The following is a 13,194-nucleotide window of genomic DNA, read 5'->3' as shown; positions in this document are numbered from 1 at the left end:
CGCGCGACGCGGCCAACGCCGCGCCCGGCGGGATTTGCGCAGGACCACCGCGCAGGAGCCCCCGATCATGAACCGGCCCGCGCTTTTCCCGGCCGCACGCGCACGCCTGGCGGCCACCGCCCGGCTATGCCGTCTGTGGTGCGTTGCCTGCTGTGTCTCGGCATTCGGCTTCGCGCTGCATGCGAGCGCCGCCGAACTCCAGCTCAACGGGCTGTACCAGCGCCCCGACGGTGCGATCACCGTGCGCCTGAATGGCGCCGGCATCGATCCGTATTTTGCGGCGAAGGCGCTGCTCGCCGCCGCCGACGCCGGGCTCGACGCCCACCAGGCCGCACTCGCGTGGATCGCGTGGCTGTTGCCGCGTCAGCGCCCCGACGGCGGCTTCGATCGCTACTGCGTGAAGAGCGGCCAGTACAGCACATGCGCGGAAGCCGACGCCGACGACTCGATGATGGCGACGTGGATCGAACTGCTCTCCCGCTTCGCGCCGCCCGACGGCATGCCCGCCGCGTGGGAACTCAGCCTGAACCGCGCGGGCGCGCATCTGGACACGCTGCTCAGCAAGCCGGCCGGCGTCTATCAGATCTCGTCGACGCTGCACGTCGCGCTGCTGATGGACAACGTCGAGGTACACAGCGCGTTCCAGGCGCTCGCCGCGTACTACGTCCGGCATGCCGACTACACGCATGCGGGCCCGTGGAGCCAGCGCGCCGACCGGCTCTCGTCCGCGATCCTGAAGGTGTTCTGGCGCGGCACGCAATCCGGCTTTCGCGCTAGCACGCAACGCATCAGCGATACGAGCTTCTACCCGGCGAAAGTCGCGCAGATCTTCCCGCTCCTGTCCGGGATTCGTGTTCCCGACCAGTCGAACGAGACGATCTACGCGCAGTGGATGCAGAAATACGGCAAGACCTGGCTGCAACTCGCCGGCAGCGATTACCCGTGGGGACTGATCGCACTGGTCGCCTTCAAGATGAACGACTGGAGCACGGTCGCCTGCTGGCATGCGCGATCGGGCCCGTACCGGCACGGCGCGCACTGGAACGTACTGGAGGAATCGCTTTATCTCGCATTCGAAAGCAGGATGGCCGACCCCGTCGCGCCCGCTCAATGCGGCTTCACGACGGCGGAGGCAACGGAGACTGCGTCGCGCTGACACAGCGTGCATGTGGTCCAACAGGCTTGACAGGGAAGGAGACGTGTCATGTGTGGCATCGTCGGCGCGGTCGCGCAACGGGACATCGTTCCGATTCTGATTGAAGGTTTGCGCCGCCTTGAATATCGCGGCTACGATTCATGTGGGGTGGCGACGGTCGTCGACGGCCAGGCGCGCCGCGAACGAAGCATGTCGCGCGTCGCCGATCTCGACGCGCACGTACGCAGCGCCGGCCTGACCGGCAGCACCGGCATCGCGCACACGCGCTGGGCAACGCACGGCGCACCGGCAACCTGCAACGCGCACCCGATCTTTTCGCGCGACGAGATCGCACTCGTGCACAACGGCATCATCGAGAACCACGAAACGTTGCGCAAGCAACTGTCTGACGAGCACTACGAATTCGACGGGCAGACCGACACCGAGGTCGTCGCGCATCTGATCCACAGCAAGTATCGCGGCGACCTGCTCGCCGCCGTGCGCGATGCGACGTCGCAGTTGCACGGCGCCTACGCGATCGCGGTGTTCAGCAAACACGAGCCGCAGCGACTGATCGGCGCGCGGGCCGGCTCGCCGCTTGTCGTCGGCGTGAAGGACGGCGAATGCTTTCTCGCGTCCGATGCGCTCGCGCTTGCCGGCATCACCGACCGCTTCATCTTTCTCGAGGAAGGCGACATCGTCGAGTTGACGCCAGGTGGCGTGCGGGTGCTCGATCGCACCGGCGCGCCGATCGAACGCGCGATACAAACCGTTTCATCCGCGCAGGGTGTGGTCGAACTCGGGCCATACCGGCACTTCATGCAGAAGGAGATTTTCGAGCAGCCGCAGGCGGTGGCCGCGACGATCCCGGATGCCGGGTTGTTCGATCCGGCCGTATTCGGTCCTGATGCGGCGCGTGCGTTCGAGCAGATCGACAACGTGCTGATTCTCGCGTGCGGCACGAGTCATTATTCCGGTCTGACCGCGCGCCGCTGGCTCGAAACGATCGCACGCATCCCTGCTCAGGTCGAGATTGCGAGCGAGTACCGTTACAGCGATGCGCTCGCGATGCCGAACACGCTGGTGGTCAGCGTGTCCCAATCCGGCGAAACCGCCGACACGCTCGCCGCGCTCAAGTACGCGCAGGCGCTCGGCCATATCGATACGCTGGCGATCTGCAACGTGCCGACCAGCGCGATGATGCGCCAGACCGGCCTGCGCTTCCTGACGCGGGCCGGCCCGGAAATCGGTGTCGCGTCGACCAAGGCATTCACGACGCAGCTCGTCGCGCTGTTCATCCTCGCCGTGACGCTCGGACGGCTGCGCGGCTACGTCGACGACGCACAGCTCGCGCGCTACACGATGCAGTTGCGGCGACTGCCCGGTGCGCTCGAAGACGTGCTCGGGCTGGAGCCGCAGATCGAGCGTTGGGCGGCGGAATTCTCGCAGCACGAAAACGCGCTGTTTCTCGGGCGCGGGCTGCACTACCCGATCGCGCTCGAAGGCGCGCTGAAGCTGAAGGAGATTTCGTATATCCACGCGGAAGCTTATCCGGCCGGTGAGCTGAAGCACGGGCCACTCGCGCTCGTGACGCATACGATGCCCGTCGCGACCATCGCGCCGAACGACGCGCTGCTCGAAAAGCTCAAGTCGAACATGCAGGAAGTGCGGGCGCGCGGGGGGCAGCTTTATGTGTTCGCCGATGCGGATACGCGAATCGACAACAGCGAAGGCGTGTCGGTACTGCGGATGCCGGATTACTACGGCCTGTTGTCGCCGATCCTGCACGTCGTGCCGTTGCAGTTGCTCGCGTATCACGCGGCGTGCTTGCGCGGCGCGGATATCGACAAGCCGAGGAATCTGGCGAAATCGGTGACGGTGGAGTAAAAGGCCAACAAGGTGTCGGACTCGATTGCGGATACCTGATGGGATCCTATTTTGCAGCGACCTTCGCCTTGGTTGGCCGTTCGACCGGGACATCAAGCGGCAGTGGCTTGGCAAGGACGCCGGAGATGATCCCGTTGATGGTTTCGTTCGTGCTACCCCCGATGTTGTTGTAGACGCCGACCACACGCGGCTCGACATGGGTTTTGGACGTGTCGTACAACTTGGCTTTCATTGTGCCGAGTGCCTGGATCGCACTTTGAATCGAGGCGAGACTAATATCGGATGGAATGGGCAATGCAGTAGAGATGTTCTCTCCCGTCAGGCCAAGTGTCTGCACGACGAGCGTTCCTGACAATTGGCTGGCTTGCGCAGCGGCACCGATCGCGATCAGGTTGCCAAGGTTAACCCCGGCTTTCGTGGTATTGAGCGTCGCCGTTACGCGCAATCCCACACCGATATAGACAGGCACGGCGAGGTCAGCTAGCTTTCCATCGTCAACGAAGGTGGCGCGAAATGACCCGTCCGGACGTGCGTCGGTCTTCTTTACGAACAGCGGATAGGTATTGGATTTTATGTAGTCGACCGTGACGATATATCTACCATTCTCGACACTCATGCTCACGGGGCCGTAAGTTACATTTCCATTTACGTCGATTTGTCCAACGGCGAGCCTCATCGTTTCGTCGGGCAAGGCATTCAGAATGTCTTCTGGCTTGGCAGCCTTCCCGCCGATGGGCCTGACCGCTACGGGAGCTGGATCAAGGGGCTGATATCCAGAGGGTGGAGATAGCTTGCTTGCGTCGAAGTCGGCTGCGGCGCCTGCAGATAGAGCCGAATTTCGTGGATTGCCGTCGGAACTGGAAGACGCCTGCGGCCTGACGATAAACGAGGAAGCACAGCCCGACAGAAACACCACTGCAGATGCGACAACAGCAAGTGATGTGCTCGAGCATCCCTTCTTGATATTGATATTCATTATTTTCCCCGTGCGATGCCATGTTTGGACTAATCGCCAGATCTCCGGGACCGAGACTACACGTCGCGCGAATGCTGCGCAATAAGTCAAATCAATAAGAAACTGCCGCAAACCAACACTCGAATTCATCAGACGAAACGGCGCTCGACGCGAAGCATTAGAGCTTGAAATTTCGCGATACCTTCTGCCGCTCAATACACGACGGTGCGTAATGTCGCACTGGGCTCATTGAGCACACTGCATGACCAAAGCACCGCCGATACATCGTTTGCCGCGAGGTATACGCAGGATCAGTGACCGCCGTACGTCGTGCAGTAGCGGTTGAATGTATTCCCTTTCGAATTGACACCGGATATCGATCGATTTCCGTTTCCGAAATTCTGGACGGTTTCGTTTCAGCTCTGTCCGTTCGCGGCGGTCGGTGCCATTGATCGTAGTCGTGTTGCCACGCGTGCTCGCCGTCTCACGCCACGAACTGCCCGTCTGCCCGTTGTAACCGCTCACGGCCGTCAAGCCGCCCAACCTGTCGACGCTATATGTGTTACCGCTCTGGCCCGTGCATGCTTGCAAACTCGGACAGCTGATGCAGGTCGAGTACGCCGAGCAAGATGTCGCGAGAGTGACACCACGAATTTCGGCCCTGATTGTCTTTTTCATAACGGCCTCTCCAGCAACAGGCAAGAGAGAGACCTTGGGAATTCCAAACGAATTCAGACTCCAGCTTGGATCACGCGATATTTTTATGGATAATCGGCGTGATCTCACGCGCGACGGATTGCACAAACGCCATTGACCACTCTCGCCGTCGCTCTTCCGAACGACACACCCAATGCAAAGCACGACAACCCCGTCAGTTTTTCGGACACTGCTGAATCGAACCCGAAGCTGGATTCGGCATCACACCCGCGACTTCAAACGTTCGGACTTCTTGCCCCGTTGCGCTTGGAAGCAAGCCGCCATTGTTCTCGCAGCTTGGACGCTACCAGCCATAACCGGAGTAGTCTTAACTGACTGGCTCGGTAGCCATCGATCAGTCAAATATCTGCAAACAGCAATCCAGGAAGGCATTGGGCCACATATCTGGAACGTCTTTGCGGTGCTTGGGATGATCCTTGTCGGCCTGCTGATTGCGCTTCCTCGTCAGAGGTGGCTTGCGATCGCCGCATATCAGGTGCTACAGAATACCTATGCACTCGGGGCGTTGATGCTCGGGCTTCTTCTCGGCCAATGGATTTGCTTCACCGCCCCGCAGGATGCCAGCACACTGCACACCTATGTGCGTGTGACGGTATCAGGCCTGATGTTCGCGATGGCGTTCTGCTTGAATTTCTTGATCTGGTACACATCCTTTCTCATATCGCCGGCCCGCCTGAACACCGGCTTCATGCACGCAACCGTGCGGCTCGCTCCACGGTTCCGCTTGCTCATGGCCGCGGCGATAATGGCAACCGCACTTGTTTCACTCTATATCTATCTGGATAAGTAAACACGCGTCTGTTGCTCACCGATCCATAAGCTTCCGGCAGTTTGCCGGAATCGCGTGGATCCATGCGCGGCGGTTCAGCAGGTCAACTTGCGCCCCCAAATTCAGCCGGTTCGCGTAAAGCAGTTTCCCCCGGGTTTCGAGATGCGCCCGCCATTTTCCTCGTCGGCGAGTCAAGAAAAAGTCTGCAATAAGCAGCGTCGTTAATGCGAATCGCGTCGCTTGTGGTGGGCCTGGGTCTGTTGACGGCGTCTGATTTGCGCGTGCTCGAACGGCTCGCCGAAAACTTCGCTGCAGAGGTGCAATTACGCGAAATGCCGGATCGCGAAGGATGGGCAATTTCAACCGGGACGAACGGTAGCAACGCGCATCGGACGCTACGCGCAGTGAGCGATGCACGAGAAAGCCACCGGCCTGCCCGACGCATTTTGGCGTGAGTCCGCGCGGCCAGCACGCTATCGACGCGCCGCCGTTGCCAACAGAAAGTCCCTACACAGCGTTCGCTAAGCCGACGCGCACTAGCTCGCGTTGATCGAAATGCCGACACGACGCTTACACGACAACATGCGTTGAATCATCGCGGGAAGAAAACCGCCGCAACCCATTGATCTGACTGGCCCGCCCTACACGATTCGAACGTGTGACCTACGGCTTAGAAGGCCGTTGCTCTATCCAACTGAGCTAAGGGCGGTCGGGGAGAAAAGACACGGCCTGACGCGGACCGCATTCGGCGTCGGGCATTCGAGTCGCGCGTAAAGGCAACCGCACCACCTCACTCGAAGCCCCGAAACAAAACGGGCCCGGTATGGAACCGAGCCCGAAATTATACCCGATCATCGCGCCACATCACGCGAGGCGAGCCATCCCACCCTTAAAGCGGCTGCGGATGCAGCATGAACCAGCCGAGACAGAACACGCCGGCGATCACGCAATACACGCCGAACGACGCGAGCCGGCCACGCCCTTCGAAATAGCGCATCAGGAACCGCACGCTCAGGTACGCGGCGATCGCCGTCAGCACGCCGCCGAGCAGCGCATCGGCGAGCTGGCCGCGCGCATGAAACAGCTTCGGCAGTTCGAGCACACCCGCCGCGAAGATGATCGGCGTGCCGAGCAGGAACGAGAATTCCGCGGCCTTCTCGGCCGTCAACCCGGCCGCATTGCCGGCGATCATCGTCAGCCCGCTACGCGAAAAACCCGGAATCAGTGCGCCGATCTGTGCGAGACCCACGAAGAACGCCTGCTTGAAGGTCATTTTTTCGGGCGCCTGGTGCGCGCGGCTGCGCTGGATGCGATCGCCGAGCCACAGCAGCACGCCGTTCACGATCAGTGCGATCGCGACGATCCGCAGGTCGTGAAACACGCGTTCGATACGCTTCTCGAGCAGCAGCCCGACGATGCCGGTCGGGATCGTACCGATGATCAGCGCCCACATCAGGTGCCCGTCGTCGTTCTTGCGGCCGCCGAGTTGCGCGAAGAAGCCGCCGATCAACGCGATCCAGCGCGCACGGAAGTACCACAGCAACGCCAGCGCGGTGCCGAGGTGGAGAGCGACGAGGAACGGCAGCAGTTGCGGCGCGTGCTTGTCGATATGCATGCCGAACAGCGCCGGCACGAGCAGCGTATGGCCCAGACTGCTGACGGGAAAGAGTTCGGTGACGCCCTGCAGGACGCTCAGGAATACCAGAAACCAGAGACTCACGCGTCGGTCCTTTTAGTCGAGATTAAGCGGGAAGAAAGACGGACGACGCGATGCGCGTCCGAAAAAACGCGCCCCGATTATGCCGAGCCAGGATTACTGCGCCAAGGCATTTGGCAGGTTATTGCGGCAATGCACACAAACGCTTGCAATTTGTAAGCATGTAGAAAGCAAAAAGCCCGCCATTTGCATGGCGGGCCTGTCGACTTCGGCAGGAATTGCCGTCAGCGGCCGAGCTGATAGAAAAATAATACCGTGCTGCCGGTGAACATCCCGAACAGTGCGATACCCATTGCCATTGCCAGATCCATGGCCCCCTCCTCGAAGTGTCATGACCCGGCAACCTCACCGGTTTAGAGGCATTATCCGGACCGTTGACAATGTTAAAAACTCGCAATTTCCCGAGAAGGGTTTTCCCCGAGCCGTCGCGGCCCGATAATGGAACGCGCGTTGCTCCGTCCACCCGCCCAACCCGATTCGCCATGCCGACTTTCCAGCAACACGATATCCACGAACTTCACGCCGGCCCGTCGCTCGTCCGGGTCGCTCCGCAATTCGGCGGCCGCCTGCTGTCCTGGCACGTCGACGGCGAACCGGTCATCTTCTGGCCGGAAACGGCCGACTGGAGCAACCTCGCACGCGTGCGCGGCGGCAATCCGCTGTTGTTCCCGTTCCTCGGCCGCCACCGCGTCGACGGCGAACTCGGCCGCTGGCGCGACACCGCCGGCGTGGTCCGCGACCTGCCGATGCACGGCTTCGCGCGCGACCTGCCGTTCGACGCGCACCCGTCGACCGACGGCGCCGCCCTGTCGATGACGCTCGACGCAACCGACGCGCTGCGCGCGAGCTATCCGTTCGATTTCCGGTTCGAGACGACCTACCGGCTGGCCGACGCGCACACGCTCGACGTCGCGCTGACGACGACCAATCGCGGCGACACACCGCTGCCCTACTACGCCGGCCACCACTTCTATTTCGCGCTGCCGCACGGCGAACGGGCCGACACCACGCTCGAGCTGCCGCCGACCCGCCGTTGCCAGCAGCGCCCGGACGGTTCGATCAGCCCGCTCGAACCCGGCGAAGCGCACTACCGCCTCGACAATCCGGACATCCTCGACCGCTTCCACTGCCTCGACGGCGAACCGTCCACGTCGGTGCGCATCGTGATGCCGGGCCGCCGCCGCACGATCGAGATCGCGCTCGACGTACCGGGCTCGATCCCGTGGTACGCGGTCACGACCTGGACCGAAAAACCGGAGTCGGACTTCTATTGCGTCGAGCCGTGGCTCGGCCTGCCCGACGCGATCCACAACGGTCTCGGGCTGCGCATGCTCGCGCCGGGCGCGACCGAAACGGCCGCGCTGCGGATTCGCGTGACCCCGCTCGCGGGCTGATTTGCCGCGCGCCGAACCGGCACGCGACGGCCCCGGCAACGACCGAAACTGCGGTGCGCGGGTCGAACCCGTTAAAATCGGACGTTTTGTGTTGCCTGCCGCGTCACGCGCGGCAGGGTTTTGCGAGGTTCAATGTTCGGAACAACAACGAAGCGACTCTTCGCAGCCGCCTGCGCCGCCCTGCTCGCCGCGTGCGGCTCCGCGCCCGTCGGCCCCGGTTTCTATCGCGTCGAACGTGGCGACACGCTCTACAAGATCGCGCGCGACAACCGCACGTCGGTACAGAACGTCGTGCGCTGGAACCAGATGGCGAACCCCGACGCGATCGAAGTCGGCCAGGTGCTGCGCGTCGCGCCGCCGCCCGGCACGACCACTGCATCGACGCCGTCGACCACCGGCACCGGCAGCGCCGGCCGCGCGCGCCCGGCACCTTCCGCGCCGGTCGAATCGGCCGTCAAGCCGGCCACGAGCATTGCGCTGATCTGGCCGGCGGCCGGCAATGTGGTCCGCACGTTCGACGGCTCGAAATCGAAGGGGATCGACATCGCGAACGCGCCGGGCACGCCGGTGGTTGCGGCCGCGCCCGGCGTGGTGGTCTATGCCGGTAACGGGCTGCGCGGCTACGGCAACCTGATCATCCTGAAGCACAACGCGGATTACCTGACCGCCTACGCGCACAACCGCGCGCTGCTGGTGAAGGAAGGCCAGTCGGTTACACAGGGGCAGTCGATCGCGGAGATGGGCAACAGCGACAGCGAGCGCGTCGCGCTGCATTTCGAGCTGCGCTACGGCGGCCGCTCGATCGACCCGTCACGCTACCTGCCGGCGCGCTGAGCGCCCGACAGGCGACACGCGATGCCGGCGCGCATCGCGTGCCGTCGCGGCGAAAAACGGGAAAAGTTGAGTCAGCGCTTGCGCAGACGTCCGGTGAAACGGCCGGACAACGGATCGACGTGACGAGCAAACGCCACCAGCACACCGATTCCGATCAGGCTGAACCCCGCAGCTATCAGAAGCAAATCCATGGTCACATCACTGTTTTGTCGTGATCTTATGCGTCATTGTGGAATCGTGCACTGAGCCTTGGCTATTGGACGAGTCCGAACATTCCCTATCAGCAGACACCATTGTGGATTCGTCTGCGTGAAACGCTGATGTAAGCCGCGCGACCGACGCGACGTTCGACACCCAGGAGACAACGCGATGCTGCCCGACGCCGACCGCTACGACGACCTGCTCTCCCGCTTCCAGTGGGACATTCCGGCGCGCTACAACATCGGCGTGGACGTCTGCGACAAATGGGCCGACGGCAGCGGACGCCTCGCGCTGATCCACGAAACGGCGCAAGGCGACGTTTTTCGGATCACGTTCGACGACCTGAAGAATGCTTCTAACCGGCTCGCGAACAGCTTTGCGCGAGCCGGCCTGCGACGCGGCGACCGGATCGGCATCTTTCTCGCGCAGGGTCCCGAAACGGCCATTGCGCACCTCGCCGCCTACAAGCTCGGCGCGATCGCGGTGCCGCTCTTCACGCTGTTCGGCGTCGATGCGCTCGAGTACCGGCTCGCGAACAGCGAGGCCGCCGCGCTCGTGACCGACGCGGCCGGCTACGCGAAAATCGCGCCGCTGCGCGCGCAACTGCCGGCGCTGCACACCGTCTACTGCATCGGCGACGACGCGCCCGACGCACCGGGCGTACAGCGCTACGACACGGCGCTTGCCGCCGAAACGCCGGACTTCGTGCCGGCCGATACGGCCGCCGACGATCCGGCGGTGATCATCTACACGTCCGGCACGACGGGCAAACCGAAAGGCGCGCTGCACGCTCATCGCGTGCTGCTCGGCCATCTGCCGGGCGTCGAGATGTCGCAGCAATGCTTCCCGCGCGACGCGCGCCTGTTCTGGACGCCCGCCGACTGGGCATGGATCGGCGGACTGCTCGACGTGCTGCTGCCGTCATGGCATCACGGCGTGCCGGTGCTCGCGCGCCGCTTCGAAAAATTCGACGGTGACGCAGCGTTCGCGCTGATGGCGCGTCACGGCGTCACCCACGCCTTCCTGCCGCCCACCGCGCTGAAGCTGATGCGCGCCGTCGAGGCACCGCGCGAACGCTACGCGCTGTCGCTGAAATCGGTCGCGAGCGGCGGCGAATCGCTCGGCACCGAGCTGACCGCCTGGGGCCGCGACGCGCTGGGCGTGACGACCAACGAGTTCTACGGGCAAACCGAGTGCAACATGGTGCTGTCGTCGTGCGCGGCGCTGTTCGACGCGCAGCCCGGCGCGATCGGCAAGGCAGTGCCCGGGCACGCGGTCGCGATCGTCGATGCGGACGGCACGCCGCTGCCGCCCGGCATGGAAGGCCGCATCGCGGTGCGCCGCCCGGACCCGGTGATGTTCATCGAATACTGGCGTAACCCGGACGCGACGCGCGACAAGTTCGCGGGCGACTACCTGCTCACCGGCGATACGGGCACGATCGACGCCGACGGCTTCGTGCGCTTCGTCGGCCGCGACGACGACGTGATCACGAGCGCCGGCTACCGGATCGGCCCGGGGCCGATCGAGGACTGCCTGCTCACGCATCCGGCGGTGCGGATGGCGGCCGTCGTCGGCGTGCCCGACGCGACGCGTACCGAAATCGTCAAGGCGTTCGTCGTGCTGAACCCCGGCCACGCCGGCGACGACGCGCTCGTCGGCGCGCTGCAGGCGCATGTGCGCACGCGGCTCGCCGCGCACGAGTATCCGCGCGCGATCGCGTTCGTCGACAGCCTGCCGATGACCGCGACCGGGAAAATCGTGCGCCGCGCGCTGCGCGACGCGTGAGCGGCCCGCCGCACGCTCGGCCTGCCCGGCCGGATGGTTTATAGTGGCGCCACGCAGTCTTTCCAAGAATCCGATGTCCTCCGAACACCACGCCGCCGCGGGCGCGTCGCACAGCCCGCTCTACGCCAAACTCCTCGGCGAGACCGCCAAGATCGACTGGTGCGATCTCGAACGCTTCTTCGCGCAGGGCAAGCTGCTGTCCGTCGCGCGCGACCTCGATCTCGTCAGCGTCGCGGAAGCGGTCGCCAGCGACGATGCCGAACAGGTCACGCGTTGGCTGTCGGCCGGCCTCGTCGCGCGCATGCCGTCCGAAACCGCCGCCGACTACGCGGCGCGCAACCCCGAGCTGTGGGCGGTCGTCGTCTCGCCATGGGTCTGCGTGCAGGAACGCGCCTGACGCGTCCGCCATGTCCGAATCCGCGTTACCGCACGGGGCCGGCACCGGCTCGGCCACCGTCACGCACCGGCGCGTCCTCGCGCTCGCGTTCCCGATCGTCCTCGCGAACCTGACCCAGCCGATCCTCGGCGCGGTCGACACGGCCGTCGCGGGCCACCTCGACGGCGCGCAGTACCTCGGCGGCGTCGCGCTCGGCGGGCTGTTCTTCAATTTCGTGTTCTGGGGGTTCGGCTTCCTGCGGATGGGGACGACCGGCCTCGTCGCCCAGGCGCACGGCGCCGGCGACGACGCCGGGATCCGCCTGAACCTGCTGCGCGCGCTGATCGTCGCGTTCGCGCTCGGCGCCGCGGTGCTGGCGCTGCAGGTGCCGCTGCTGTCGTTCGCGCTGTCCGCGCTCGGCGGCAGCGATGCCGTGCGCGCGACGGCGCTCGCGTACAGCCATGCACGGATCTGGAGCGCACCGTTCGCGCTCGCGAACTACGTCGTGCTCGGCTATCTGCTCGGCATGCAACGCGTGCGGCTCGCGCTCGTCGCGCAGGTGTTCATCAATGCGGTGAACATCGGCGCCGTGCTGCTCTACGTGTACGGCTTCGGCTGGGGCATCGCCGGCATCGGCGCCGCGACCGCCACCGCGGACGCATGCGGCTTCGCGCTCGGCGCGTGGATACTGTGGCGGCTGCGCCCGCGCGGCCTGGCGCCGCTCGCGGTACGCGCGCTCGCCGACCGCGTCGCGCTCAAGCGGCTGATCGTACTCAATCGCGACATCTTCCTGCGCACGCTGTGCCTGCTCGGCGCCTTCGGCTGGTTCGCGCACCTCGGCGCGAAACAAGGCGACGCGACGCTTGCCGCGAACGCGCTGCTGCTGAATTTCCAGACCTTCATGGCGTATGGCCTCGACGGCTTCGCGCATGCGGCCGAGGCGCTCGTCGGCGCGGCAGCCGGCGCGCGCGACCGTCGCGCATTCCGGCAGGCCGTGCGCGTCACGCTGTTCTGGTCGGCACTCGGCGCGCTGCTGTTCGCGCTCGTCTACTGGGCGGCGGGCGGCTGGATCGTCGCGCGCCTGACCGACCAGGCCGAGATCCGTGCCGTCGCGCTGCGCTACCTGCCGTGGGCCGCGATCTCGCCGATCGTGTCGGTCTGGGGCTTCCTGCTCGACGGCGTGTTCATCGGCGCGACGCAAACGCAATCGCTGATGCGCGCGATGGTCGTGTCGTTCTCGATCTTCATCGCGGCCACGCTCGCCGCCGTCGGCACGCTCGGCAATCACGGACTCTGGTTCGCGCTGCTGCTGTTCATGGCCGCGCGCGGCGCGACGCTCGCGTGCTACCTGCCGGGGCTGTTGCGGCACATCGGCGCCGACGCGCATGCCGCGTCAACGGCACGCGCCTGATACCGGGCCC

At 64.5% G+C, this 13,194-nt stretch carries 10 protein-coding genes and 1 tRNA gene; 8 read left to right on the top strand and 3 right to left on the bottom strand.

Annotated features, from left to right (window positions below):
• Positions 1-67: 67 nt before the first annotated feature.
• Positions 68-1,156 carry a hypothetical protein gene (locus BLA15945_RS08835; protein ID WP_174992068.1) on the top strand — a complete coding sequence of 363 codons (1,089 nt, stop codon included), beginning with the start codon at positions 68-70 and terminating at the stop codon, positions 1,154-1,156.
• A 48-nt stretch (positions 1,157-1,204) separates the two neighbouring features.
• Positions 1,205-3,022 (top strand): glutamine--fructose-6-phosphate transaminase (isomerizing), encoded by a 1,818-nt coding sequence (gene glmS, locus BLA15945_RS08830; RefSeq protein ID WP_059234976.1) that lies wholly within the window; start codon positions 1,205-1,207, stop codon positions 3,020-3,022.
• A 46-nt stretch (positions 3,023-3,068) separates the two neighbouring features.
• Here the strand turns inward: glmS and BLA15945_RS08825 are convergent, their stop codons facing one another.
• Entirely contained in the window at positions 3,069-3,998 is a 930-nt protein-coding gene (locus BLA15945_RS08825; protein ID WP_155627160.1) for a hypothetical protein, read from the bottom strand.
• 829 nt (positions 3,999-4,827) lie between these two features.
• Between BLA15945_RS08825 and BLA15945_RS08820 the strand changes: the two genes are divergently transcribed.
• Positions 4,828-5,484 carry a hypothetical protein gene (locus tag BLA15945_RS08820; RefSeq protein WP_059234980.1) on the top strand — a complete coding sequence of 219 codons (657 nt, stop codon included), beginning with the start codon at positions 4,828-4,830 and terminating at the stop codon, positions 5,482-5,484.
• A gap of 611 nt (positions 5,485-6,095) precedes the next feature.
• On the opposite strand, the gene BLA15945_RS08815 is transcribed toward BLA15945_RS08820, so the two are convergent.
• Positions 6,096-6,172: transfer RNA gene (locus BLA15945_RS08815), tRNA-Arg, on the bottom strand.
• Between the two features lie 180 nt (positions 6,173-6,352).
• Positions 6,353-7,183, bottom strand: a complete 831-nt coding sequence (locus BLA15945_RS08810) for an undecaprenyl-diphosphate phosphatase (RefSeq protein WP_059234982.1) — start codon at positions 7,181-7,183, stop codon at positions 6,353-6,355.
• A gap of 479 nt (positions 7,184-7,662) precedes the next feature.
• Here BLA15945_RS08810 and BLA15945_RS08805 point away from each other — a divergent pair, with 479 nt between their 5' ends.
• The 5 genes from BLA15945_RS08805 to BLA15945_RS08785 all read left to right on the top strand — a co-directional run bounded on the left by BLA15945_RS08805 (position 7,663) and on the right by BLA15945_RS08785 (position 13,184).
• A complete protein-coding gene (locus BLA15945_RS08805; protein WP_174992067.1) occupies positions 7,663-8,574 on the top strand; it encodes an aldose epimerase family protein in 912 nt (303 codons plus the stop codon).
• A 132-nt stretch (positions 8,575-8,706) separates the two neighbouring features.
• Entirely contained in the window at positions 8,707-9,408 is a 702-nt protein-coding gene (locus tag BLA15945_RS08800; protein WP_059234987.1) for a peptidoglycan DD-metalloendopeptidase family protein, read from the top strand.
• A 369-nt stretch (positions 9,409-9,777) separates the two neighbouring features.
• Positions 9,778-11,397, top strand: coding sequence for an acyl-CoA synthetase (locus BLA15945_RS08795; protein WP_174992066.1), 1,620 nt, complete (start codon positions 9,778-9,780; stop codon positions 11,395-11,397).
• A 73-nt stretch (positions 11,398-11,470) separates the two neighbouring features.
• Complete coding sequence (locus tag BLA15945_RS08790; RefSeq protein ID WP_059234990.1) at positions 11,471-11,794, top strand: DUF2288 domain-containing protein; 324 nt, start codon at positions 11,471-11,473, stop codon at positions 11,792-11,794.
• A 10-nt stretch (positions 11,795-11,804) separates the two neighbouring features.
• A complete protein-coding gene (locus BLA15945_RS08785) occupies positions 11,805-13,184 on the top strand; it encodes an MATE family efflux transporter (protein ID WP_174992065.1) in 1,380 nt (459 codons plus the stop codon).
• Positions 13,185-13,194: the final 10 nt, after the last annotated feature.

Origin of the sequence: Burkholderia arboris (assembly GCF_902499125.1) — a bacterium.
GTDB lineage: Bacteria > Pseudomonadota > Gammaproteobacteria > Burkholderiales > Burkholderiaceae > Burkholderia > Burkholderia arboris.
This window is presented reverse-complemented; position numbering and strand designations above follow the sequence as displayed.

Coding starts and splice junctions, on each gene's coding strand:
- BLA15945_RS08835 (WP_174992068.1), top strand. CDS start 68: ATGAACCGGCCCGCGCTTTTCCCGGCCGCACGCGCACGCCTGGCGGCC.
- glmS (WP_059234976.1), top strand. CDS start 1,205: ATGTGTGGCATCGTCGGCGCGGTCGCGCAACGGGACATCGTTCCGATT.
- BLA15945_RS08825 (WP_155627160.1), bottom strand. CDS start 3,998: ATGAATATCAATATCAAGAAGGGATGCTCGAGCACATCACTTGCTGTT.
- BLA15945_RS08820 (WP_059234980.1), top strand. CDS start 4,828: ATGCAAAGCACGACAACCCCGTCAGTTTTTCGGACACTGCTGAATCGA.
- BLA15945_RS08805 (WP_174992067.1), top strand. CDS start 7,663: ATGCCGACTTTCCAGCAACACGATATCCACGAACTTCACGCCGGCCCG.
- BLA15945_RS08800 (WP_059234987.1), top strand. CDS start 8,707: ATGTTCGGAACAACAACGAAGCGACTCTTCGCAGCCGCCTGCGCCGCC.
- BLA15945_RS08795 (WP_174992066.1), top strand. CDS start 9,778: ATGCTGCCCGACGCCGACCGCTACGACGACCTGCTCTCCCGCTTCCAG.
- BLA15945_RS08790 (WP_059234990.1), top strand. CDS start 11,471: ATGTCCTCCGAACACCACGCCGCCGCGGGCGCGTCGCACAGCCCGCTC.
- BLA15945_RS08785 (WP_174992065.1), top strand. CDS start 11,805: ATGTCCGAATCCGCGTTACCGCACGGGGCCGGCACCGGCTCGGCCACC.